A 24,996-nucleotide genomic window follows, 5' to 3' on the forward strand; every position below is an offset into this window, starting at 1 on the left:
GAGCCTAGGCGAGGTGCCGAGTGTTGGGGCAAGAGCGTTTTGCTTACTTTTGCGCTCTTCAAAAGTGAGCCGCCGTAAGGGCGGAACCAATATCAGCCATCACCGCAGCAACGGATATGTACACAACACACCACCAACCACCCCAACGGAACTTTGCCAAGAAATAACCGCCTGAATCCGGTAGGCTCACCCTTTTCATTCAAGGAGTTACTCCCCATGGCCAAAGCCACCGCCCGTCACATCCTCGTTTCCACTGAAGACAAGTGCAACGAACTCAAGGCCCAAATCGAAGGCGGCGCCGATTTCGCAGAGATCGCCAAAGCCAACTCCAGCTGCCCGTCCAGCCGCGAAGGCGGCAACCTGGGCTCGTTCGGTCCAGGCCAGATGGTCAAGGAATTCGACACTGTCGTATTCAGCGCCCCGGTCAACACCGTACAAGGCCCGGTAAAAACCCAGTTCGGCTACCACCTGCTGGAAGTCACCAGCCGCCAGGACTGATCCAGTCTGCGCTGATGTTCTAAACAACGGCCCGCCTTTAGGTGGGCCGTTGTGCATGTGATGACTGGCGACGCTGATGCCGTTAGCGTACAAATCCCTTTTCTACTTCACACGGCGCTCAAGGCTGACAATGCGATTGGCTTTTTCCTACATTTTTAGTTCGACCCTGGCCCTGCTGCTGGCCAGCACAGCCGTGATCGCGGCACCGCAACCGTACCTGACCGTGTACGGCGAACCGGCCAAGTACCCCGCCGGCTTTACCCATTTCGACTACGCCAACCCGAATGCCCCCAAGGGCGGTAGCCTGCGCCGTTCGGCCATCGAGATCGGGCGCTTTGACCACGTGTTGCCCTATATCGACAAAGGCATCGGGGTTTCCCAGGTCGACGGCTGGCTGTATGCGCCCCTGGCCCAGCGCTCCCTGGACGAGCCCTACACCGTTTACGGCCTGGTGGCCGAAAAAATGGAGCGCGCCGATGACGGCCTGTCGCTGCGTTTTTTCCTCAATCCCAAGGCACGTTTTGCGGACGGTAAACCCATCACCGCCGAAGACGTGCGCTACAGCTTCGACCTGCTGATGACCCAAGGCAGCCTGCGCTTTCGCACCCTGTTTGCCGACGTCAAGCACGTCGAAGTCGAAGGCGAACGTCAGGTACGCTTTGATTTCTCCAGCAATGAAAACCGCACCCTGCCCCTGGACATCGCCACCCTGCCGGTCTTCCCGGAACACTGGTGGAAGACCCGCGACTTCGCCAACGGCGGCGGCTATGAAGCGCCTCTCGGCAGCGGCCCCTATAAAGTCAGCAAGATCGACTCCGGCAGCACCATCACCTTTACCCGAGACCCGAACTGGTGGGGCAAGGACCTGCCCGTCAGCCGTGGCCTGTACAACTTCGATCACTTGAGCCTGGAGTATTTCGGCGACACCGAAGTGGCCCGCCAGGTATTGCGCGGTGGTGCCTACGATTTCAACCGCGAGTTTTCCGCCACCGGTTACTCCATCGGCTACAACGGCCCGGCCCTGGATGACGGTCGCCTGCAACGCGCGCACTTGGCCAAGGAAATGCCGCAACCGGCGCAGGGTTATGTGTTCAATGTGCAAAAACCGATATTCAAGGACCGTCGCGTGCGCCAGGCCCTGGCGATGCTGTGGGACTTCGAATGGGCCAACCGGCAAATGATGCGCAACATGTACATCCGCCAGCAGAGCTTCTTCTCCAACAGCCCGCTGGCGGCCAGCCAGCCGCCGACCCCAGAAGAACTGGCGATTCTTGAACCCTTGCGCGGCCAGGTGCCGGACGAAGTGTTCACCCAGGTGTTCAAGGCGCCGGTCACCGACGGCAGCGGCATGATCCGCGACAAGCAATTGCAGGCCCTGGCCTTGCTGGAGGAAGCCGGCTGGAAACCGGATGGCGACAAACTGGTGAACGCCGAGGGCAAGCCGCTGGAATTTACCTTCCTCAACGCCCAAAGCGGCCTGGAACGCCTGTTGCTGCCGTACAAACGCAACCTGGCGCAGATCGGCATCACCCTGAATATCCGCCGCATCGACTCCTCACAGTATGTGAACCGGGTAATGGCACGGGACTACGACATGATCGTCACCGGCTTCCCGGTCACCACGTCGCCCGGCATGGAGCTGTACAACTATTTCGGCTCGGCCGCCGCGTTTGACCCCGGCGCCAACAACTACATGGTGCTCAAGGACCCAGCCGTCGACAGCCTGATAAAGGGTCTGGTCAAGGCCGACACCCAAGCGCAGATGCTCACCTACGCCCACGCGCTGGACCGGGTGCTGCAATGGAATTACCTGTGGATCCCCAATTACTACCCGCCCGGCACGTCCGCCGCGTGGTGGAACCGCTTTGGCCGCCCGGCCATCGAGGCGAAAAACGACGAAGCCCTGGAAACCTGGTGGGAAATCAGCCCCACCCCACTGACCAACGAACAAATGAACGCTGAGCTGAAAAAACGCGGAGGGGCGCGCTGATGTTTGCCTATATCGTGCGGCGCCTGCTGCTGATCATCCCGACGCTGGTGATCATCTTGCTGGTGAATTTCGTGATCGTACAAGCGGCCCCCGGCGGCCCGGTGGAGCAAGCCATTGCCCATTTGCAAGGCATTGGCGGCGGTGGCGTCGGCGGCTCGTCAGGCGAAGGCATCAGCGGCGGTTCCCGCGCCAGCCGTGGGCTGGACCCGAAGTTGATCGCGGACATCGAAAAACAGTACGGCTTCGACAAGCCTGCGCCGGAACGCCTGTGGCTGATGCTCAAGAGCTACGCGCAGCTGGACTTTGGTAACAGTTTCTTTCGCGGCAAGACGGTGATCGATCTGATCCTGGAAAAAATGCCCGTCACCATCTCCCTCGGCCTCTGGGCCACGCTGATCACCTACCTGGTGTCGATCCCCCTGGGGATTCGCAAGGCGGTGCGCCATGGCAGCAGCTTCGATGTGTGGAGCAGCACCGCGATCGTCATCGGCTATGCGATGCCGGCGTTCCTGTTTGCGATGTTCCTGATCGTGGTGTTTGCCGGCGGCACGTCGCTGAACTGGTTCCCGGTGCGCGGGCTGGTGTCGGAGAACTTCGAAGAACTGAGTACCGTGGGCAAGATTGCCGATTATTTCTGGCATCTGGTGTTACCGGTTACCTCGTTGGTCATCGGTGGGTTCGCCACGCTGACCATCCTCACCAAAAACTCATTCCTCAATGAAATCACGCGCCAGTACGTAGTGACCGCGCGCGCCAAGGGCCTGAGCGAAAGGCGCGTGTTGTACGGCCACGTATTTCGCAACGCCATGTTGCTGGTGATCTCGGGGATTCCCCAGGCGTTCATCGCCGTGTTCTTCGCCGGCTCCCTGCTGATCGAGGTGATCTTCTCCCTCGATGGCCTCGGCCGCATGAGCTACGAAGCCGCCGTCTCCCGCGATTACCCGGTGGTGTTCGGTTCGTTGTTCATCTTCACGTTGTTCGGCCTCTTGATAAAACTCATCGGTGACCTCTGCTACACCCTGGTGGACCCGCGTATCGACTTCGCCGCGAGGAACGCCTGATGCTTAACCTGTCTCCCGTGGCGCGCCGCCGTTTCGAGCGTTTCAAGAAAAACCGACGCGGCTGGTGGTCGCTGTGGCTGTTTATCGGCCTGTTTATCCTGACCCTCGGCGGTGAGTTGATCGCCAATGACAAGCCCCTGGTGTTGAGTTTCAAGAACGAACTGTATTTCCCGGTGTTCAAGCGGTACACCGAGCAACAGTTCGGCGGCCAGCTGCCGTTCCAGGCCGACTATCGCAGTGACTACGTGAAAAAGCTGATTGAGCAGGACGGCGGCTGGATGCTGTTCCCGCCGATCCCGTTCAGCGACGACACGCCCAACTACGAACTGACCCGCCCTGCCCCCAGCCCGCCCTCGGCGGTGAACTGGCTGGGCACTGACGACCAGTCGCGGGATGTGTTGGCGCGGGTGATCTTTGGTGCGCGGGTGTCGATCCTGTTTGCCCTGGCGCTCACCGCGATCAGCGCCGCCATCGGTATTGCGGCCGGCGCATTGCAGGGCTACTACGGCGGCTGGGTGGATTTGATTGGCCAGCGCGTGCTGGAGGTGTGGTCCGGGCTACCGGTGCTGTACCTGCTGATCATCCTGTCCGGTTTTGTCGAACCGAATTTCTGGTGGTTGCTGGGGATCATGGCGCTGTTTTCCTGGCTGGCCCTGGTGGACGTGGTGCGCGCCGAGTTCCTGCGCGGGCGCAACCTGGAATACGTCAAGGCAGCACGGGCCTTGGGTTTGGGTGACGGCAAGATCATTCGCCGGCATATTCTGCCCAACGCCATGACGGCCACCTTGAGTTACCTGCCGTTCATCCTGACCGGCGCGATTTCTACCCTGAGCGCCCTGGATTTCCTCGGTTTTGGCATGCCGGCAGGCAGCGCCTCCCTGGGCGAGTTGATCGCCCAGGGCAAGCAGAACCTGCAAGCGCCCTGGCTGGGCCTGACGGCGTTCTTCACACTGGCGCTGATCCTGTCGCTGCTGGTGTTTATCGGCGAGGCATTGCGTGATGCCTTCGACCCACGCTCATGAGTGACCGCCTATGAACCTGATCGAAATCCGCGACCTCAGCGTCGCCTTCAGCGGCCAGACCGTGGTGCGCAACCTGAGCCTGGACGTTCGCCCCGGCGAGTGCCTGGCGCTGGTGGGCGAGTCGGGCTCGGGCAAGTCGGTGACTGCCCACTCGATCCTGCAACTGCTGCCCGAAGCCGGCACTGAAACCACCGGTTCTATCCAGTACCGCGGCCAGGAATTGATCGGCGCATCGGCGCCGACCCTGCAGAAGCTACGCGGCAACCGCATTGCGATGATCTTCCAGGAGCCGATGACCTCCCTGAACCCGTTGCACAGCATCGAAAAGCAGATCGGCGAAACCCTGCTGCTGCACAAGGGCCTGGGTGGCAAGGCGGCCCAGGCGCGCATTCTGGAATTGCTTGACCTGGTGGGCATCCAGAAACCCAAGGAGCGGCTCAGGGCCTATCCTCATCAACTGTCCGGCGGGCAACGCCAGCGGGTGATGATCGCCATGGCCCTGGCCTGCGAGCCGGAACTGCTGATCGCCGACGAACCCACCACCGCGCTGGACGTGACCGTGCAGCGCAAGATCCTGTTGCTGCTCAAGTCCCTGCAACAACGCTTGGGCATGTCGCTGCTGCTGATCAGCCACGACCTCAATCTGGTGCGCAGCATCGCCCAGCGCGTGTGCGTGATGCGCGCAGGCGAGATTGTCGAGCAGGCCGACTGCCAGAGCCTGTTCAATGCGCCGCAACACCCGTATAGCCGCCTGCTGCTGGATGCCGAACCGGACGGTGATGCGCTGTGCAGTGACGAACGCGAAACCGTTTTGCAGGTGGACGACCTGACCGTGCAGTTCCCCCTCGGCGGCGGGTTGTTCCGGCGCAAGACCTACCTGCGTGCTGTAGACGGCATCAGCCTCAGCGTGCAACGCGGCAAGACCCTGGGGATTGTTGGCGAGTCCGGCTCGGGCAAATCCACCCTGGGCCAGGCGATCCTGCGGCTGCTGGACTCCACCGGCAGCATCCGCTTCCAGGGTGAAGCCCTCGACCCGCTGAATAACCAGCAGATGCGCCCATGGCGCAAGCAGATGCAGGTGGTGTTCCAGGACCCTTACGGCAGTCTCAGCCCACGCATGACCGTGGAGCAAATCATCAGCGAAGGCCTGGAAGTGCACGCACCGTGCAGCCTGGCCGACCGCGATGCGCAGGTGATCCAGGTGCTCAAGGATGTGGGCCTCGACCCCGCCAGCCGCCACCGTTACCCCCATGAATTCTCCGGCGGCCAGCGCCAACGCATTGCCATCGCCCGCGCCTTGGTACTCAAGCCGGCACTGATGCTGCTCGACGAACCGACCTCGGCCCTTGACCGCACCGTACAGAAACAAGTGGTGGCGTTGCTGCGCGAGCTGCAAGACAAGTACGGCCTGACTTACCTGTTTATCAGCCATGACCTGGCCGTGGTGCGCGCCATGGCCCATGACATGATCGTGATCAAGGACGGCCAGGTGGTGGAGCGCGGCGCCAGCCATGAGGTGTTCGATGCACCGCAACATCCGTACACCAAAGAGTTGCTGGCAGCGGCGCATATTCCCTTGTAAACACGCCCGCTCTCACAAGGATCGCGATTCCATGTCCAATTTGTGTTGGTAGCCTAAACATGAACATCACCGATAACCTCAAGGACTATCAGCAGGTGCGTGGCCTGGCCATCCAGTCGCTGTTCGAGATCATCGAACAGTCCAGCGAAGGCACGGTGATTGTCGACCGCGACGCCAATATCGTGTGGATGAACGAGCGCTACGCCAAGCGTTTCGGCCTCAAGAGCGCCGACGAAGCCATCGGCCAGCCGTGTGAACAGGTAATCTCCAACAGTCTTTTACGCCAGGTGGTGCGCAACGACCAGCCGATCCTGCTGGATATCCAGGACACGCCCAAAGGCCCGTTGGTGGTGATGCGTTTGCCGATCCACAACGACGCAGGCGCGGTGATCGGCGCGATTGGTTTTGCGCTGTTCGATGAACTGCGCAACCTGTCCCCGTTGATTGAGCGTTACTTGAGCATGCAGCAGGAACTGGCCTCGACGCGCTCCTTGCTGCGTTCGCGCCAGAGCAAATACAACTTCGCGCACTTTATCGGCACCAGCGCCGCCAGCCTCGAAGTCAAACGCCGGGCGCGGCGCAGTGCCAGCGCCGAATCGCCGGTGTTACTGCTGGGCGAGACTGGCACCGGCAAGGAATTGCTCGCCCAGGCGATTCACGGCGCCTCAAGCCGTGCACACAAGGCATTTGTCAGTATCAACAGTGCAGCGATTCCCGCTGACCTGCTGGAAGCCGAGTTCTTCGGCACCGCGCCGGGTGCGTTTACCGGCGCCGACCGCAAGGGCCGTCCGGGCAAATTCCAGATTGCCCAGGGCGGCACGTTGTTCCTCGATGAAATCGGCGACATGCCCCTGCCGTTGCAAAGCAAATTGCTGCGGGTGTTGCAGGAAAAGGAATTCGAGCCGGTCGGCTCCAATGAAATGCTGCACAGCGATGTGCGGGTGATCGCGGCCACGTCGATGGACCTGGAAGCGGCGATCAAACGGGGCGAGTTCCGCGCCGACCTGTATTACCGGCTGAACGTGCTGCCGATCCAGGTGCCGCCGTTGCGTGAACGGCTGGAGGATATTCCGGCGTTGAGCGAGGCGATTCTTGAGGAGTTGCGCAGCCAGCATGAGCTGGACCGTGAAGCCTTGGCGCTGCTGGCGCAGCATGCGTGGCCGGGGAACATCCGTGAGCTGCGCAATGTGCTGGAGCGGGCGGCACTGCTCAGTGATGACCTGGTGTTGAATGCCCCGGCCATTCGCGCAGCAATCGGCACCTTTACGCCGGTGGAACGTGGCAGCGCGGTAGCGGCGGTTGAGGGAGAAAGTTTCAGTGCGGCGCGGGAGCGGTTTGATCGGCAGGTGATCGGCACGGCGTTGCGGGCCTGTGAGGGGAATGTGGTGGAAGCGGCCAAACGGTTGGGGCTCGGGCGGTCGACGCTGTACAAGAAAATGGTGGCGTTGGGCATCGATCAATCTCACTAAAGAGACAATAATCTCAATATGCAGATGATCTACTGTGGGGGCTGGCTTGCCTGCGATAGCGTTGGTTCAGCTGAACAATTGGTGACTGATACACCGCTATCGCAGGCAAGCCAGCTCCCACATTTGATCTCTGCCTGTCTCAAAATAGAGATCACATTCAAGATAGCCGCTACAAAATTAAATAAATTGTATAAATATCAATACGTTATTAATTTGGCACACATCTCGCTATAGCCCCTCCTACAGCAACATCCCACAAAAATAACAATCCGATGGAGACACACCATGAGTGTGATCATTGCCCTGGCAGCGCTCGCGTTGCTGATGCTGGCTGCCTACCGTGGCTATAGCGTTATCCTGTTTGCCCCCATCGCCGCGCTCGGCGCTGTACTGCTTACCGATCCGTCCGCCGTCGCCCCCGCCTTTACCGGGGTGTTCATGGAGAAGATGGTCGGTTTTATCAAACTGTATTTCCCGGTGTTCCTGCTCGGCGCGGTGTTCGGCAAGCTGATCGAACTGTCGGGATTCTCGCGCTCCATTGTCGCCGCCGCGATCGGTCTGCTCGGCACGCGTCAGGCGATGCTGGTGATCGTGCTGGTCTGCGCCCTGCTCACCTACGGCGGCGTGTCGCTGTTCGTGGTGGTGTTTGCGGTGTACCCGTTCGCGGCGGAGATGTTCCGCCAGAGCAATATCCCGAAACGCCTGATCCCGGCAACCATCGCCCTCGGCGCATTCTCGTTCACCATGGACGCGCTGCCCGGCACGCCACAGATCCAGAACATCATCCCCAGCACCTTTTTCAACACCACCGCCTGGGCGGCGCCGTGGCTGGGCCTGATTGGCACAATCTTCGTGTTTTGCGCCGGCATGCTGTACCTGGCGCGCCAACGCAACAAGGCGCAACGGGCCGGTGAAGGTTACGGTACCGAACTGCGCAACGAGCCGGAAACCGCCGATAACCTGGCACTCCCCAACCCGTGGATCGCGCTGTCACCACTGATCCTGGTGGGTGTGATGAACCTATTGTTCACGCACTGGATCCCGCAGTGGTACGGCAAGACCCACAGCCTTGCCCTGCCAGGCATGACCACCCCGGTGACCACCGAAATCGCCAAGCTCACCGCGATCTGGGCGGTGCAGGCGGCATTGCTGGTGGGGATTATCGTGGTGCTGGTGTTCGGCTTCTCGGCAATCAAAAGCAAGCTCGCCGAAGGCAGCAAAAGTGCGGTCAGCGGTGCATTGCTGGCCGCGATGAACACTGCGTCGGAATACGGCTTTGGTGCCGTGATCGCCTCGCTGCCAGGCTTTCTGGTGCTGGCGGACTGGCTCAAGGGCATCCCCAACCCACTGGTCAACGAAGCGATCACCGTGACCCTACTGGCCGGCATCACCGGCTCCGCGTCGGGCGGCATGAGCATCGCCCTGGCGGCCATGTCCGAGAGCTTTATTTCGGCGGCGCATGCGGCCAATATCCCCCTTGAAGTGCTGCACCGCGTCGCGGCCATGGCCAGCGGCGGCATGGACACCCTGCCCCACAACGGCGCGGTGATCACGCTGCTGGCGGTCACCGGCCTGACGCACCGCGAAGCCTACAAGGACATTTTCGGCATCACGATTATCAAGACCCTCGCGGTGTTCGTGGTGATCGGTACTTTCTACGCCACCGGCATTGTGTGAGGTTTTCATGACGACATTGAACGGCAAGACCGCCCTGGTCACCGGCTCCACCAGCGGCATCGGCTTAGGGATTGCACTGAGCCTGGCCAAGGCCGGCGCTAACCTGATCCTCAACGGCTTCGGCGACGCCAGCGCGGTGATCGCCCAGGTTCAGGCTTTCGGCGGCAAGGTCGGCCATCATCCGGCCGACGTCAGCGACCCGGCGCAGATCGCCGACATGATCGCCTACGCCGAGCGTGAATTCGGCGGCGTGGACATCCTGGTGAACAACGCCGGCATCCAACATGTGGCGGCGGTAGAAGACTTCCCGGTGGAGCGCTGGGACTCGATCATTGCGATCAACCTGTCGTCGGTGTTCCACAGCACACGCTTGAGCTTGCCGGGCATGAAAGCCAAGGGCTGGGGGCGTATCGTCAATATCGCCTCGGTGCATGGCCAGGTCGGTTCGGTGGGCAAGGCGGCGTATGTGGCGGCCAAGCACGGCGTGATTGGTTTGACCAAGGTCGTCGGCCTGGAAACCGCTACCAGTAACGTCACCTGCAACGCCATCTGCCCCGGCTGGGTGCTGACGCCGTTGGTGCAGAAGCAGATTGATGACCGTGCCGCCGCAGGCGTTGACCCGCAGCAGGCGCAGCATGATCTGCTGGCGGAGAAGCAACCGTCGCTGGAGTTTGTGACACCGCCGCAATTGGGCGAGTTGGTGCTGTTTTTGTGCAGCGAAGCCGGCAGCCAGGTGCGCGGCGCCGCATGGAATATCGACGGCGGCTGGCTGGCCCAGTAACACCAGAGACTGGAGTTCAAAATGTGGGAGGGGGCTTGCCCCCGATAGCGGTGGGTCAGTCACCCGATGTATCAACTGACACTCCCTCATCGGGGGCAAGCCCCCTCCCACATTTGAACTGTATTGTGTGGAAGACCTGGATAAGAACAAGAGACCTTGCTGATGTCCGACATTCTGTGGCAACCCTCCCCGGAACGCATCGCCCACACGCGGATGGACCAGTTCCGGCGCTACATTAACGAACGCTACAGCGTGCAGCTCAGCGACTATCCGGCGCTTCACCAGTGGAGCATCGACCAGCGCGCGGATTTCTGGCGGGCGATCGTGGCGTATTTCGACGTGCAATTTCGCAGCCCGCCCACGGCGGTGCTGATCGAAGACACCGAAATGCCCAGCGCCCAATGGTTTCCCGGCGCGACCCTGAACTTTGCCGAGCACCTGTTGCGCCGTCGCGACGATCACCCCGCCGTGGTCGCCCTCAGTGAAGACGGCCAGCGCGAGCAATTGACCTACGCCGAACTGGCCGCCCATGTCGCCGGTCTGCAAAACAGCCTGCGGGCGGCCGGTGTGGTCCAGGGTGATCGCGTCGCGGCGTGTATGCCCAATACCTGGCAAACCCTGGTGGGCATGCTTGCCACCACCAGCCTCGGCGCAATCTGGTCATGCTCATCGCCGGACTTCGGCACCCAGGGTGTGATCGACCGGTTCGGCCAGATCGAGCCCAAGGTGCTGATCACCTGCGCCGGATATCGTTATGCCGGCAAAGACATCGACCAGACCGCCAAGCTCAATGAAATCCTCGAACGCCTGCCGTCCCTGGAGCAGTTGATCATCGTGCCGTACGCGCGTCCCCAGGTAAGGATCGAGGACTATCAGACCCACGCCCGCGTCGCGCTGTGGCAGGACTTCTATCAGCCCGGCGGCGAGCCTGAATTCGTCGCGGTGCCATTCGATCATCCGCTGTATATCCTCTATTCCAGTGGCACCACCGGCGTGCCCAAGTGCATCATCCACGGCACCGGCGGCGTGCTGCTCACCCACCTCAAGGAACACGGCCTGCATGCCGACCTGTCCCGCGAGGACTGCCTGTTCTACTACACCACCTGCGGCTGGATGATGTGGAACTGGCTGGTGTCGGTCCTGGCCATCGGCGCCACGGCGGTGCTGTATGACGGTTCGCCGTTTCATCCAGGCCCCGAGCGGCTGATCGACCTGATTGATGCCGAGAAGATCAGCGTGTTCGGTACCAGCCCCAAGTTTCTCGCCACCTTGGAAAAGGCCGGCTTGCAACCGCGCCTGAGCCACAAGTTGAGCATTCTCAAAGGCTTGATTTCGACCGGTTCGCCACTATCGCCCCAGAGCTACGACTACGTGTACCGCGAGATCAAGGGCGAGCTATGCCTGTCGTCCATGTCCGGTGGCACCGATATCGTCTCCTGCTTTGTGATCGGCAACCCGGTGCTCCCGGTGCGTCGCGGTGAAATGCAGTGCAAGAGCCTGGCGATGGCCATCGAGGTGTGGGATGACCAGGGCCAGCCGCTGGTCGGCGAAAAAGGCGAGCTGGTGTGCACCCGGCATTTCCCGGCCATGCCCATCGGGCTATGGAACGATGCGGAGCGCAAGAAACTGCTCGCTTCGTATTTCAGCCAGTTTCCCGGCGTCTGGGCCCAAGGAGACTACGCCGAACAGCGCCCCAACGGCAGCCTGCTGATCCACGGGCGCTCCGACGCGGTGCTCAACCCCGGCGGCGTGCGGATCGGCACGGCCGAGATTTACCGCCAGGTGGAAAAAATCCCACAGGTGCAGGAAAGCCTAGCCATCGGCCAACGCTGGCAGGACGACGTGCGCGTGGTGCTGTTCGTACGCCTCAACGACGGTGTGGAATTGGACGACGCGCTGGAGCAGCAGATCCGCCAGGTGATTCGCGCCAACACCACACCGCGCCATGTGCCGGCGAAGATCCTCGCTGTCACCGATATCCCCCGCACCATCAGCGGCAAGATCGTCGAATTGGCGGTGCGCAATGTGGTGCACGGTGAGCCGGTGAAGAACACCGACGCCCTGGCCAACCCGCTGGCGCTGGAGCAGTTCCGCGACCGCCCTGAACTCGCCCAAGGATGAAAGGCTTCAGCCCTGACGCACTCATTTGAAGACAAACCCCGAATGCATGCTATTTTTCGGGGGTAGTCACCCATTCCCAAGTCACGGGATAATGGGTGTTGTCATCTTTCAAAGCGTTACGCTCAGGGCTTTTTCATGATTGGAACATCCACCGGTAGCGAAGCCGCCGCATTGATTGCGCGGCTGGACTGGGCGCAAAGCCCGCTCGGTGAGACCAGTGGTTGGCCGCAAAGCCTGCGCACCGCCGTGGATATCGTCGTCCACTCGCCGATGCCGATGCTCCTGCTGTGGGGCGACCAACTCACGCAACTCTACAACGACGGCTTCGCCCAACTGGCCGGCAACAAGCATCCTGAAGCAATGGGGCAGCCGGCGCATCAGACCTGGCCGGAGCTGGAAAGCTTTACCGCGCCGATCTATGACGCCGTGCTCAGCGGCCAGGTGCGCACCTTCAGCGAGCAGCGTTTTGTGCTGCAGCGCAACAATCGCGACACGGAAATCTGGCTGGACCTGACCTACAGCCCGATCCGTGATGAAAGCACCCGAGTGGCCGGCATCCTCGTCACCGCCATCGAAACCAACGAACGCCGCAGAGCCCAGCACAACACCGAGCAACGCTTGCAGTTGGCCCTGGCTGCCACCGACGCGGTAGGCACCTGGGATTGGGATATCGGTGAAGACCGCTTTATCGCCGACGCGCATTTCGCCTATCTGCACGGCGTCGACCCCAGCGATGCGCGCCTGTTGCCGATCAGCGACTACCTGCACGGGGTACACCCGGAAGACCGTGGCATGGTGGCGCGCAGTATCAAGCACTGCATCACCTTCGGCACCGAGTACGCCGAGGAATACCGCCTGTTGCAGGCCGATGGCCAGATACGCTGGGTGTTCGCCCGTGGCCGCTGCTACAAGGATCATCAAGGTCGGCCGACACGGTTCCTCGGCGCCGCGCTAGACCTCACCGAGCGCAAACACACCGAACAGGCCCTGCGCCAGAGCCAGACCGAGTTGCAGCTGATCATCAACGCCATGCCGGTGCTGATCGGTTACGTCGACCATGAACAGCGCTTTCGCCTGAACAACAGCGCGTACCTGGAGTGGTACGGCATGACGCCCCAGGAGCTGTACGGCAAGACCATCCGCGAAGTGCTCGGCGACGAGGTGTATGCCGGACGTGAAGACAAGATCGCCGCCGCACTCAAGGGCAAGGCCTGCAGCTTCATGACCATCACCCCGCACCGCGACGGCCGCCCACGCCACGCCTTGATGAAGTACCTGCCGCGCTTCAGCAATGACGGCTCGGTGAATGGTTTCTACATTTTTGTGATCGATGAGACTGAACGCAAACTCACCGAAGAAGCCCTGCGTCACCTCAACGAAAACCTTGAAGAACGCGTAGCCCAACGCACCCAGGCCCTGGCCGAAGCCAACCAGCGCCTGCAAAACGAGATGTACGAGCGTGAGCGCGCCGAAGATGCACTGCGCCATGCGCAGAAGATGGAGGCCGTCGGCCAGCTCACCGGTGGCATCGCCCACGACTTCAACAATATGCTCACTGGCATCATCGGCAGCCTGGACCTGATGCAGCGTTACATCGCTGCCGGGCGCAGTGACGAGATCGGTCGTTTTACTGACGCGGCTGTGTCCTCCGCCCATCGCGCCGCCGCCCTCACCCACCGTTTACTGGCGTTCTCACGCCGACAGTCGCTGGATCGGCGCCCACTGGATCCGAACCAATTGGTCGCCTCGCTGGAAGACTTGTTCCGCCGCACCAAAGGCGCGCACATCGCGCTCAAGGTACAACTGGGCCACGACATCTGGCCGGTGAACACCGACGCCAGCCAACTGGAAAACGCCCTGCTCAACCTGGTGATCAACGCCCGCGATGCCATGCCCGACGGCGGTGAAATCCTGATAGAAACCGCCAATAGCTACCTGGACGGCACCGACATCGCCACCCTTGAACCGGTCAAGGCTGGCGACTACGTGATGCTCGGTGTGTGCGACAACGGCACCGGCATGGCACCGAAGATTCTGGCCAAGGCTTTCGATCCCTTTTTCACCACCAAGCCCATCGGCCAAGGCACCGGCCTGGGGCTGTCAATGATCTATGGCTTTGCCCAACAGTCCGGCGGCCACGTGACCATTCATAGCGAACCGGGCCAGGGCACCTGCGTGCGTCTGTACCTGCCGCGCCTGTATGGCACTGCACTGGAAAGCAGTTTGCCCGCCAGCCTCGGTGAAGCACCGGTGGCCCTGGCCGGTGAAGCCGTGGTGGTGGTCGAGGACGACCCGGCGGTGCGCATGCTGGTGGTCAATGTGCTCGATGAGCTGGGCTACACCGCCCACCAGGCGGCGGATGCACGGGCGGCACTGCCGCTGCTGGAGTCGGATTTGCGTGTGGACTTACTGGTCACCGATGTCGGACTGCCGGGCATGAACGGCCGGCAACTGGCAGAGATCGCACGCCAACACCGCCCTGGACTGCGCGTATTGTTCATGACCGGTTACGCGGAAAAAGCCGCTGAGCGCCAGGGCTTTCTGGAGGACGGCATGGACATGGTCGCCAAGCCGTTTTCCATCGACCTGCTGGCCACGAAAATCCGCAGCATGATCAGCGTGGTTGAATGAGTTCAGGCATAATCGCGCGCCGTTGCACGTACCTGGTAGAGATCAATGAAAGCCCAAGCCCGTCATATCCTGGTGAAAACCAGCGAAGAAGCCGAACAACTCAAGCAGCGCATCGCCAAGGGCGAAGCCTTTGATGTGCTGGCCAAGAAGTACTCCACTTGCCCGTCCGGCAAGCGCGGCGGCGATCTGGGTGAAGTGCGGCCAGGGCAAATGGTGGGGGCGATTGATGCGGTGATTTTCAAGAAGCCGGTGAAGGTGGTTCACGGGCCGATCAAGAGCAAGTTCGGGTATCACCTGGTGCAGGTCTTCTACCGCGATTGATGGGTTGGCTGCAGACGCTATCGGGGGCAAGCCCCCTCCCACAAGGGACCGCATTCCTCCAGATGAAATGCGGTCAACTGTGGGAGGGGGCTTGCCCCCGATCCGCCGCAGGCGGCCATTCACTTTGGAATCAAGGCCCCTGGAACCTGAATGACCCGACTGGCCAGCCGATGTCCAGCCAAAGCAGCTTGCTCTGGAGTGCCGCCTTTCAGCCGCCCCGCCAAATACGCCGCACTGAACGAATCCCCCGCCGCTGTCGTATCCACCACCTTTTCCACCTTCAGCGCCGGCACGGCAAAGCGCTCGCCCTTGCAACGGATCAGGCATTCATCCGCCCCACGCTTAAGCACCACCTCTTCAATCCCCGGATACGCCGCGAACACCTGTTCACTGTCGGCATAAGCAAACAACGCACGCTCGTCATCTTCGGTCAACAAGGCGATATCCACCTCGGCCAAGACACGGTGGTACGCCGCGCGGGCCGCTTCAACACTGGCCCAAAGACGCGGCCGATAGTTGTTGTCGAACACCACCTTGCCCCCTCGCCGACGGGTCTCGACCAAGGTTTGCAGCAAACGCTCACGGCCGATGTCACCCAACACCGCCAGGGTGATGCCGCTGAAATACACCACATCGTAGTCCGGCAAAGCGGCCAGGATCGGCTCGGCGGCGGGCGTGGTGAAACAGTCACGCACGGCGGCTTCGTTGCGCCAGTAGAGGAATTTGCGTTCGCCATTGGCGTCAGTCTGGATGCAGTACAAACCCGGCAACCGTCCGGGCAGGCGCTGGACCATGCTCAGGCCCAGGCCTTCCTGCGCCCATTGCTGACACATGGCATCGCTGAAGCTGTCATCGCCCAGGGCAGTGACGTAGTCGACGTGGCCGGTAGCGCCCAGTTCGCGGCGCAGGTAGACGGCCGTGTTCAGGGTGTCGCCGCCGAAGCTTTGATGCAGGCTGCCGTCGGCGCGGTGTTGCAGTTCGATCATGCATTCGCCGATAAGGGCGATGCGGGGGATTGTGTTCATGCCTGAATCTCTGGTGTGGCTGATGGCCTCATCGGGGCAAGCCCCCTCCCACATTTTGAACGCATTTCAAGTGTGGGAGGGGGCTTGCCCCCGATGGGAGCGACTCGGTCTAGAAGCAGGTATGCAGGCTCTCGATCACCTGCAACTGCTCATCCACCAGGCAGCCGACTTGCCACTTGTCAAACGTCAAACAAGGGTGGGATGTGCCAAAGGAAATGATGTCGCCAATACGCAATTCAACCCCCGGCGCCACGCTCATGAACGCATGCTGGTCCATCACCGCCGTGACCTTGCACTCGCCCACGTCATCACCTTGCGCTGGCAAAATACCGGCCTTGTAGCGTTTGAGTGGCACCGGCAAACCAGCGTCGTAGGCCACGTCGCGCTTGCCCAGGGCGATCACCGCAAAACCCGGCTCGGGCAACGATTGCACATGGGCCCAGACTTCCAGGGCCGGGCGCAGGCCTTCGCTGAGGTCGCTGCGGCGGTCGAGCACGCAGCATTGCGCCTCTTTGTAGATACCGTGGTCATGGGCCACGTAGCTGCCGGGGCGCAATACGCTGAGGAAGCGGCCAGCAGCGTTCTGTTCTTCAAACGACTCGGCAATCAGGTCGTACCAGGCCGAACCCGACGCCGTGACGATGGGCTTGGGCAGGTCGAAAGAACCGTTGTTCTGCAGGTCCACGGCCAGGCGCACCAGGCTGGCGGCGAAGGCGCGAATGCCGCTGATCGCATGCTCGCCATGGATCACGCCTTCGTAGCCTTCGATACCGGTGAGGGCCAGGGCCGGCTGGGCCTTGATCGCCTTGGCCAGGTCACGCACTTCCTGCTCGCTGCGGCAGCCGCAACGGCCGCCGACCACGCCATATTCGATCATCACGTTCAGGCGCAGGCCACGGGCGGCGAAGAACAGACCCAGGTCAGCAACGTTGTCCGGGTGATCGACCATGCAGTGGAAGTCGAAGTCCGTGTCGGCCAACAGGTCAGCGATCAACGCCATGTTCGGCGCGCCCACCAGTTGGTTGGCCATCAGCACGCGACGCACGCCACCGGCATAAGCGGCGCGAGTCTGCACCGCGTTGGCCAGTGTAATCCCCCAGGCACCCGCTTCGATCTGGCGCTGAAACAGCGCCGGCATCATGCTGGTCTTGCCATGGGGCGCCAGCTCGGCGCCGCTCTTGCTGACGAAGTCCTGCATCCAGCGGATGTTGTGTTCCAGGGCGTCACGGTGCAGTACCAGAGCGGGCAGGCTGACGTCACGGACCAGGTGGGCCCCGACGGCGGCGGCGCCTTTTTCAACGGCATTGATGGCAGACATGGAAAACTCCTATTCGTTGATACGCCGGGCCAGGTTGTTGGCGCTGTCGATCAACACCCGGCGATAGTCGTTGTAGTTTTTTGTGGCATCGGCGCGTGGGGCGACGATGCACAGCGTCGCGATGCTGATGCCTTGCGCGTCCCGCACCGGGGCGGCAAAGCAGTGGGTAAAGGTGTCGGCCACGCTGTCGAAGGAGAAGAAGCCATCGAGGGTGGCCTGACGGATTTGCGCCAGGAAGGTCTCCAGCGGCAGGCGCTGACCGTCCGGCAGGATGAAGTCGTCGTGATCGATCAGGTCGATGATCTGCTGGTCGCTCAAGTGCCCCAGCAACAGGCGCCCGGAAGCGGTCCACGGGATCGGCGCGTTTTCGCCAATGTCCGAGGAGATACGGAAATGCCGCTCGCCTTCACGCATCAGCGCCACCGTGTATTTGCGCCCGTTGAGCAGGCACATCTGCGCGGTTTCGTGGGTCTGGCTGACGATTTCCTGCAAGGCGTGATCGGCCTCGCGGGTCAGGTCGAAATGGCGCAGGTGCGCCTGGCCGAGAAAATACAGCTGGCGGCCGAGGTAGACGTGACCGTCCTTGCCCACCGTTTCCAGGATGCGCCGCTCAAGCAGCGACGCAACCAGTTCGTAGACAGTGGACTTGGGGCTGCCGATGCCGCTGGCAATATCATTCGGGCGCAGGGGCTGGCCGATTTCCTTGAGAAAATCGAGGATATCGAATGCACGGTCCAGGCCTTTGGCGCGGCGTTTGATGGTGTCTTCGGTCATGGCAGTGTCGGTCCGGTCATAGTGGTAATGCTGCACAGTGAACCCCTGTGGGAGCGGGCTTGCCCGCGATGGCGGTGGTTCAGTCACACATGGGTTGCCTGACACTCCGTCATCGCAGGCAAGCCAGCTCCCACATTGGATTTGCTGTAGTCTTAAGGTCGCAGCATTTAGCCTTTTTTCTTGTACGCCACGCAATCAATCTCCACCTTGCAATCGACCATCATATTGGCCTGCACGCAGGCCCGTGCCGGAGCGTGTTCCGGGGTGAAGTATTCGCCGAACACTTTGTTGAAGCTCCAGAAGTCCCGCGGGTCTTCCAGCCACACGCCGACGCGCACGACATCCTTCAATTCGTAACCCGCTTCTTCGAGGATCGCCACCACGTTGCGCATGGTCTGACGGGTCTGTTCGATGATGCCCCCAGTAATGATTTCGCCGTCCACCGCAGGCACTTGGCCTGAGACGTACAACCAACCATCGGCTTCCACCGCACGGGCGAACGGACGGGGTTGGCCACCGCCGGCGGTGCTACCGGCACCGTAACGAGTAATGCTCATAAAAAAGGCTCCTGATTAAAAACGAATGTTCTTGAGAAATTCCGCCAGGCGCGGCGATTGCGGGCGTTCGAAGATGTCCTTCGAAGTGCCCTGTTCTTCAATGCGGCCCTGGTTCATGAAAACGATCTTGTCCGAGACTTCATAGGCAAAGCGCATTTCGTGGGTGACCAGCAACATGGTCATGCCCTCCTCCGCCAGGCCCTTGATCACGCTGAGCACTTCGCCCACCAACTCGGGGTCGAGGGCCGAGGTGACTTCGTCGAACAGCATCAGGCTGGGGTTCATGGCAATGGCGCGGGCAATCGCCACACGCTGTTGCTGGCCGCCGGACAGTTGGCCGGGGAAGTGGTTGCGACGCTCTAGAAGTCCTACGCGGTCCAGCCACTTTTCCGCCAGCGCAACGGCTTCGTCCTTGCCCATCTTCTTGACCTTGAGCAGGCCGAGGGTGACGTTCTGCAATGCCGTCAGATGCGGAAACAGGTTGAATTGCTGGAACGCCATGCCCGTCATCGCACGGTGCTGCGCAATGACGCGCTCAGGGTGGCGCACGCGCTTGCCGGCGATTTCGCTGTAGCCGATGGACTCGCCATCCAAGGTAATTTGGCCGCCCTGGAACTCTTCCAGCAGATTGACGCAACGCAACAGTGTGGTCTTGCCCGAGCCGCTGGAGCCGATCAGGGTCACCACGTTGCCGCGCTGCATGGACAGGTCAACGCCCTTGAGCACTTCCACCTGGCCGTATTGCTTACGCAGGCCACGGATGTTCAGCAGCGGTTGGTTGGTGTGAGGTTGGTTCATGGCAAGGCCACCCGCTTTTCAATGTAGCGCCCGAATAACTCGATGGCGTAGTTGATGACAAAGAACATAAAGCCTGCGAACAGGTAGAACTCCAGGGTCATGAAGGTGCGCGCGATCACTTGCTGGGTACTGAGCAGCAACTCGGCCACGCCGATCACCGAGAGCAAGGTCGAGGCCTTGACGATTTCCGTGGAGGAATTGACCCAGGTCGGCAAAATCTGGCGCAGCGCCTGGGGCAGCAGCACATAGCCCAGGGACTGGTAGAACGTCAGGCCGATCGCCTTGCCCGCCTCCAGTTGCCCACGGGGAATGGCTTGCAGCGCGCCGCGCACGATCTCGGAGACGTGGGAACCGCAGAACAGCGTCAACCCGACCGCACCGGCCTGGAACGCGGTGATCTGCCAACCGAGCGCCGGCAGCATGTAGAAACACGCCAGCACCAGCACGAACACCGGCGTGCCACGGATTAGGTCGACATACAGACGAAACGGTGCACGCATCCAGAACTTGCCGTAGGTCAGGATCAACCCGGCGACAATGCCGATCAGGGTGCCAAAGATAATCGCTAACGCAGACACATAAACGCTGGCTTGAAAGCCCGCCCAGAGGGTATCCCGGGCGATCCACAACTCATGCAGCCAGCTGGGGGATTCGTACATGGAAACCTCGCTTAACGACGGATCGCCAGACGCTGTTCCAGGTAACGGAGCAGCATGGCAATGAGGTAACAGGCAGCCACGTAGAGCGCCGTCGTGACCATCCAGGTTTCAATCACCCGGTAGCTTTCGACGTTGATCTTGCGGGCGTAATAGGTCAGCTCCGGCACCGCGATGGCGGCGGCGAGCGAGGTGTCCTTGAACAGCGAAATGAAGTTGTTCGACAGCGCGGGCAGCACGTTGCGCAGCATCACCGGTACGGTGATGTAGGCGCGGATACGCCATTCGCCCAGACCGATAGCCAACCCGGCTTCCCGCAGGCCCTTGGGAATGTTCAACAGCCCGGCGCGGAACACTTCGGTCAAGTAGGCACCCGCGTACAGCGACAAGGTGATGATGAACGACGGGATCTTGTCCAGACGGATCCCGAGACTGGGCAACGCAAAGTAGATCAACAGGATCAACACAAGGATCGGCGTATTGCGCACCACCGTCACGTACACCGAGGCGAAGACCCGCAACGCACGGTGCTTGGAGAGCATGGCAAACGCCATCATCAGGCCGATCACACAGCCGATGGCGATCGACAGCAGCGCCAGCTCAAGGCCCAGGCCGAGCCCCGCCAGCAAGCTGGGGAAGTCGCGCCACACGGCGGCAAAGTTCAACTGATAGTTCATGGTCAGCAGTACCTGATTGGGGCGCCGTCAGCGACGCCCCAGTTTTCGATTTACTTGAACTCAACCGGGAAGCCGATCGCGGGTTCCGGCAGGTCGACACCGAACCATTGCTTGAACGAGGCCTTGTAGGTCGGGAACTCGACACCGGTCATGGCTTCATGCAGCGCGGTGTTGACGAAGTTCAGCCAGTCCTGGTCGCCACGCTTGACGGCGCACGCATAGGTCTGCGGGCTCCAAGCGTACGTCGGGCTGCGGTAGCGGCCTGGGTTCTGCACCATCAGGTATTTGACCGAGGACTGGTCGGTAGCGGCGGCATCGGCGCGACCGGAGTTCACGGCCTGATACATCAGGTCGACGCTGTCGTACTGGTCGACCTTGGCCTTGGGCAACGCCTGGTGCACCAGCTCTTCGGCATACACGTTTTGCAGCACAGCCACGGTGACGCCGTCGCCGCCGGCCTGCAGGTCTTCAATCTCTTTGTACTTGCTGTTGTTCGGCAGCAGCAGGCCCACGCCTTCGCGGTAGTACGGCAGGGTGAACGCGACCTGCTGGGCACGGCTGGCGGTGACGGTAATGAACTGGCAACTCATGTCGACCTTGTCGGTCAGCAGGTTGGGAATCCGGGCGTCAGACGACTGCACCACGAACTCGACCTTGCTTGGGTCATTGAACAAGCCCTTGGCCACGATGCGGCCGATGTCGATATCAAACCCCTGCAACTTGCCATCCGCTCCCTGGAAGTGCCACGGCGCATTGGTACTGCCTGTACCCACGATCAAGTGCCCACGCTTGAGCACATCATCGAGCTTGCTGTCCGCCGCCTGCACGATGCTTGCGAGGGAAGCCGATGCGGCGAAGAGAAAAACACACGCTTTAAACACGGAAGGTCGGTGATGCATGACAAGCACTCCAGGAGTTGTGTATTCCGCTATACCGGAACTTAGTATGTAACAACGGAATAGACAGCAGAAAGTGTGCCACACGCGGTAACAGAAAAAAACGACATGGATAAATCTGTGTTAAATCAACTAGATAAAAGATGATGTGCAGCAAGGCTTTAAGCCAGCACCTGAAATTACTTTGCTACCCAAGGCCCCACACAGCGGTGACAGACCCCAGTTGCGTGCGCTACAACGGCGTTACCGCGCACCGTTGCAGTGCGTCTGGCGTGTGGAAAAATCCCCACGCTGGGCTAGCCTTGGCACATTCATTCCGACAAGGACTCCGCCCTGATGAAGTTCCGCCTCACCCTGGTTTTGCTTTCCTTTCTGGTGGCCGGCAGTGCTTTGGCCAGTAACGACCGCCGCGAATGCAAGGAAGAACTGCGCAAGCTCAACGCAGCCCTGAGCACCAACTACACCAGCCAGAACCACCACGGCTACCGCCAGGCAAAGGCTTCGAGGGACAACCTTGAATACAAGAAATGCGCAAGCCAGGCGCGCAAGGCGCGGGAACGCCTGGAGCGCGATAGCGACCTGTGAAGGTTGACAGTAGACGGCAGTGATTCCTCGACTTAGCGTGGGCAGACACTCGCACTGTCCAGGAGGACCACTATCATGGGAATTGCCACCGCAACCATTACCAACGCCGAGGAATATGAAAAGGTACTGAGTACCTCCCACCCCGTGTTTCTATTGTTCGTTTCAGCTCGCTGCCCTGCGTGCGCAGACGCCGGCCCACTGTTCGAACGGATTGCTGCCAGGCATCCCGATATCGTGAGCCTGGTGCTGGACTGCGCAAACACTCCACAACACCCCCATGTCAAGGGCACGCCCACCTTGTTGGTTTACGTCATGGGCGAACTGATGGAAATTATCGAGGGTTTCGACCCCATTAAAGATCAGGAAAAAACTGTGGAAGAGCTTTTCAACCGCTACGTCCAGCGTCCCCTCTTGCACGGTACGACCTAGCGTCTAAGCTGCTCAAATTAGTCTCAGCCACCAGGTCGGCAATGTTCAAGACCATTGAAGCTGAAGTCTTGGAGAAACGCCCTTCACCCACCTTGCAACTTGAGCTCGCCCAGCATGATTTCGAGCGACTCAAGTCATTCTGCCTGCTGATCTACATCGCGATCATCACATTGGGCACCCGTCCGCTAATCGAAGGCTTGTCGACGGATCTGCACCCCAGCGGGGTGATTCTGACAACGCTTACGTTTCACACGCCCGCATAAACCGATCACGCCCCGTGCGTGATAGACAGCGCATCGAAATGCTTTACCGGGCGGCCACTTACTGGATAATAGCTCAATGCCTTCATTGAGTTAATGTTCGGCACCACCTCTACCGCCTCGATGGATTTTCTTCTGCGTATGGACACTCCTCTGCTTCCGCAAAAACGCCTCAATGCTGCAATCACCAAAGTCATGGCCGGTATCAGCGCAACGCTGGGCGCCATGTGGGCGCTGATCACCTATGTGTTTCCCGATCCCAGCGTGTTCGGCTTTGGCTTTCTCAACTGGAAAAACTTGATTCTGGTGATCAGCGTGTTCCTGTTCCTCGCGGCACTGTCTATTGGCTGGCAGGCGCGTCGCCTGCCGGATGCGATAAAAGGCACGCTTTCGGTGATCCTGGCCGTATTGCTCGCCGGCGGTTTTTTCATTTTGGGCAGTGAGTACGCCAAACCCACTTTCGAATTTGCCCAATCGCAAAAGCTGATGACTGAAAATGACGGCGCCAACCTGTTTGGCAAGCGTATAGAGCTGGTCGACGGTGTACGCATCGAACTGCTGGAGTGTGAGCAGATTGGCCAGGCACCGAGCTGCCTGCTGGAACTGACCAACACCAATGTCGACCGCGAAATGCGCGACCTTAAGCAAAGCACCCTATTTGAAAAAACCGGCGGCTCCCTGGATGTCGAGCAACTGCAGGTCGGCCAATCTAAGTCTGACCAGTGGAACGCATTTGCGCTGGTACGCAATGTGCCGACCCGAGTGACGATGGTGTTCCAGCCCGTGCGCGGGAAGCTGGAGAGCATCCCGGCACTCAAGATCAGGTTTCGCAGCCTCAAGGGTGAGGATAACGTGGTGAAATTCAGTGGCGTGGCGGTTAACTGAGGGGATGGATATGAGCACTGCTACTGCAACAGAGAATACTGACCAGCCCTGGGAAGATACGTTGATTCTGGCATTTCGCGATACTCAGTGGATCCATCACCGCGAAAAACAGCAGACACTGATTTCAGATGCGCTTGGCTGGTTCCAATTGAACAATCATTTACTGCTGTGCAATCCCTCAGACAAAACACAGCAAAACACCTGTAATAAGGCCAAGGAAAAGCTCGATCTGGCAGTGAAAGAAATGGCGGCAACACCGCCACTACTCGCGAAATTGGACGGCAAGGCTGAAAGTGCAGCGGGCGATGTGCTAACCGCCCATGAAGACAGGTTCTTCCTGATTGAATTCAAATCAGACATGAGCACCAGAAGCTCCGAATACACCAAATTCCTGGGGATTCTAATGTGGCTGATCGATCCAGAAGCCAACCACGTACTGATAAACCAGTCAAAAAAAGGGCATTTTTTTGTCACGCAGAGGCCCGACACATGCGCCCCCTCTGCTCCAAACCTGCGAAAGCTCACTATGGAGGCCTACACTTACTACGACGCAATCACTCAGCCCAACTTAAAACTGACTGCGGCGATCCCCGTGCACACGCTCCTGGCAGAAAAACGCCACGGCCTGCCGCTGGCTCAAATGGCGGACTACCTTCAACTGCTCTGTAACGTACATGTCGGTGACGCAGCAGGCGGCGCACACCCGATGAAAGTGGCGGTGGCAAGTGCATCCGGGGTGTTTTGGCCGATATCCGACCTTTCGGAACTGACTGCATTGGCCGGCTTGTTCAACGCGACCGCAAGGCTGTCGCACCCAAAACACCCGGCATTTGGCATTGCAAACGCCAAACGCCTGAAAGACATCGTCGATGCCTTTCGGGAAAAAACGCTCGAAGAGCAAAAAACCGCGCTCAGACGTGACGGCAGAACACCCGGCGGCGCCACTCCAGGCATCAATCGAAGCTGAGTGACACCGCTTACGC

At 60.4% G+C, this 24,996-nt stretch carries 24 protein-coding genes; 16 read left to right on the top strand and 8 right to left on the bottom strand.

The window, feature by feature from the left end; genetic code table 11:
* Positions 1–216: 216 nt before the first annotated feature.
* The 11 genes from WH299_RS23310 (at position 217) to WH299_RS23360 (ending at position 15,153) form a co-directional block, all read left to right on the top strand.
* A complete protein-coding gene (locus WH299_RS23310) occupies positions 217–498 on the top strand; it encodes a peptidylprolyl isomerase (protein WP_339551411.1) in 282 nt (93 codons plus the stop codon).
* A 130-nt stretch (positions 499–628) separates the two neighbouring features.
* Positions 629–2,488 (top strand): extracellular solute-binding protein, encoded by a 1,860-nt coding sequence (locus tag WH299_RS23315; protein WP_339551413.1) that lies wholly within the window; start codon positions 629–631, stop codon positions 2,486–2,488.
* Positions 2,488–3,549: a microcin C ABC transporter permease YejB gene (locus WH299_RS23320; protein ID WP_016976573.1), complete on the top strand. Its 1,062-nt coding sequence runs from the start codon at positions 2,488–2,490 to the stop codon at positions 3,547–3,549. The genes WH299_RS23315 and WH299_RS23320 overlap by 1 nt, the downstream gene beginning before the upstream one ends.
* The gene (locus WH299_RS23325; RefSeq protein WP_028616409.1) at positions 3,549–4,571 is read left to right on the top strand and encodes an ABC transporter permease; all 1,023 of its coding nucleotides are present in this window, start codon (positions 3,549–3,551) and stop codon (positions 4,569–4,571) included. The genes WH299_RS23320 and WH299_RS23325 overlap by 1 nt, the downstream gene beginning before the upstream one ends.
* A 10-nt stretch (positions 4,572–4,581) precedes the next feature.
* Complete coding sequence (locus WH299_RS23330; RefSeq protein ID WP_122727702.1) at positions 4,582–6,153, top strand: ABC transporter ATP-binding protein; 1,572 nt, start codon at positions 4,582–4,584, stop codon at positions 6,151–6,153.
* A 59-nt stretch (positions 6,154–6,212) separates the two neighbouring features.
* Entirely contained in the window at positions 6,213–7,622 is a 1,410-nt protein-coding gene (locus tag WH299_RS23335; protein ID WP_126571661.1) for a sigma-54 interaction domain-containing protein, read from the top strand.
* A 285-nt stretch (positions 7,623–7,907) separates the two neighbouring features.
* Complete coding sequence (locus tag WH299_RS23340) at positions 7,908–9,299, top strand: GntP family permease (protein WP_028616412.1); 1,392 nt, start codon at positions 7,908–7,910, stop codon at positions 9,297–9,299.
* 7 nt (positions 9,300–9,306) lie between these two features.
* Entirely contained in the window at positions 9,307–10,080 is a 774-nt protein-coding gene (locus WH299_RS23345; RefSeq protein ID WP_339551416.1) for a 3-hydroxybutyrate dehydrogenase, read from the top strand.
* A gap of 162 nt (positions 10,081–10,242) precedes the next feature.
* A complete protein-coding gene (locus tag WH299_RS23350) occupies positions 10,243–12,201 on the top strand; it encodes an acetoacetate--CoA ligase (RefSeq protein ID WP_339551417.1) in 1,959 nt (652 codons plus the stop codon).
* A 135-nt stretch (positions 12,202–12,336) separates the two neighbouring features.
* Entirely contained in the window at positions 12,337–14,832 is a 2,496-nt protein-coding gene (locus WH299_RS23355; protein ID WP_122727693.1) for a PAS domain-containing hybrid sensor histidine kinase/response regulator, read from the top strand.
* A 45-nt stretch (positions 14,833–14,877) separates the two neighbouring features.
* Positions 14,878–15,153, top strand: coding sequence for a peptidylprolyl isomerase (locus WH299_RS23360; RefSeq protein WP_003174397.1), 276 nt, complete (start codon positions 14,878–14,880; stop codon positions 15,151–15,153).
* Between the two features lie 119 nt (positions 15,154–15,272).
* Here WH299_RS23360 and WH299_RS23365 read toward each other — a convergent pair whose 3' ends face one another.
* The 8 genes from WH299_RS23365 to WH299_RS23400 form a co-directional block, all read right to left on the bottom strand.
* Complete coding sequence (locus tag WH299_RS23365; protein ID WP_126571658.1) at positions 15,273–16,178, bottom strand: sugar kinase; 906 nt, start codon at positions 16,176–16,178, stop codon at positions 15,273–15,275.
* Positions 16,179–16,287: 109 nt separating this feature from the next.
* Positions 16,288–17,496: an amino acid deaminase gene (locus WH299_RS23370; RefSeq protein ID WP_028616417.1), complete on the bottom strand. Its 1,209-nt coding sequence runs from the start codon at positions 17,494–17,496 to the stop codon at positions 16,288–16,290.
* A gap of 9 nt (positions 17,497–17,505) precedes the next feature.
* The gene (locus tag WH299_RS23375) at positions 17,506–18,270 is read right to left on the bottom strand and encodes an IclR family transcriptional regulator (RefSeq protein WP_016976583.1); all 765 of its coding nucleotides are present in this window, start codon (positions 18,268–18,270) and stop codon (positions 17,506–17,508) included.
* A 167-nt stretch (positions 18,271–18,437) separates the two neighbouring features.
* Entirely contained in the window at positions 18,438–18,827 is a 390-nt protein-coding gene (locus WH299_RS23380) for a RidA family protein (protein WP_010210958.1), read from the bottom strand.
* Positions 18,828–18,842: 15 nt separating this feature from the next.
* The gene (locus tag WH299_RS23385) at positions 18,843–19,625 is read right to left on the bottom strand and encodes an amino acid ABC transporter ATP-binding protein (protein WP_016976585.1); all 783 of its coding nucleotides are present in this window, start codon (positions 19,623–19,625) and stop codon (positions 18,843–18,845) included.
* Entirely contained in the window at positions 19,622–20,284 is a 663-nt protein-coding gene (locus WH299_RS23390; protein WP_016976586.1) for an amino acid ABC transporter permease, read from the bottom strand. The genes WH299_RS23385 and WH299_RS23390 overlap by 4 nt, the downstream gene beginning before the upstream one ends.
* A gap of 11 nt (positions 20,285–20,295) precedes the next feature.
* The gene (locus tag WH299_RS23395; protein ID WP_122727686.1) at positions 20,296–20,958 is read right to left on the bottom strand and encodes an amino acid ABC transporter permease; all 663 of its coding nucleotides are present in this window, start codon (positions 20,956–20,958) and stop codon (positions 20,296–20,298) included.
* 50 nt (positions 20,959–21,008) lie between these two features.
* Entirely contained in the window at positions 21,009–21,857 is an 849-nt protein-coding gene (locus tag WH299_RS23400) for a transporter substrate-binding domain-containing protein (protein WP_028616419.1), read from the bottom strand.
* A 333-nt stretch (positions 21,858–22,190) separates the two neighbouring features.
* Between WH299_RS23400 and WH299_RS23405 the strand changes: the two genes are divergently transcribed.
* The 5 genes from WH299_RS23405 to WH299_RS23425 all read left to right on the top strand — a co-directional run bounded on the left by WH299_RS23405 (position 22,191) and on the right by WH299_RS23425 (position 24,980).
* Positions 22,191–22,439 carry a hypothetical protein gene (locus WH299_RS23405; protein ID WP_122727684.1) on the top strand — a complete coding sequence of 83 codons (249 nt, stop codon included), beginning with the start codon at positions 22,191–22,193 and terminating at the stop codon, positions 22,437–22,439.
* A gap of 75 nt (positions 22,440–22,514) precedes the next feature.
* On the top strand, positions 22,515–22,868 hold the full coding sequence (locus WH299_RS23410) for a thioredoxin family protein (protein ID WP_126571657.1): 354 nt from the start codon (positions 22,515–22,517) through the stop codon (positions 22,866–22,868).
* Between the two features lie 41 nt (positions 22,869–22,909).
* Positions 22,910–23,131, top strand: coding sequence for a hypothetical protein (locus WH299_RS23415; protein WP_028616422.1), 222 nt, complete (start codon positions 22,910–22,912; stop codon positions 23,129–23,131).
* Between the two features lie 138 nt (positions 23,132–23,269).
* On the top strand, positions 23,270–24,013 hold the full coding sequence (locus WH299_RS23420) for a hypothetical protein (protein ID WP_028616423.1): 744 nt from the start codon (positions 23,270–23,272) through the stop codon (positions 24,011–24,013).
* Between the two features lie 10 nt (positions 24,014–24,023).
* On the top strand, positions 24,024–24,980 hold the full coding sequence (locus WH299_RS23425) for a hypothetical protein (RefSeq protein ID WP_339551420.1): 957 nt from the start codon (positions 24,024–24,026) through the stop codon (positions 24,978–24,980).
* Positions 24,981–24,996 lie beyond the last annotated feature (16 nt).

Source organism: Pseudomonas sp. MYb541 (assembly GCF_037479595.1).
Lineage (GTDB): Bacteria > Pseudomonadota > Gammaproteobacteria > Pseudomonadales > Pseudomonadaceae > Aquipseudomonas > Aquipseudomonas canadensis.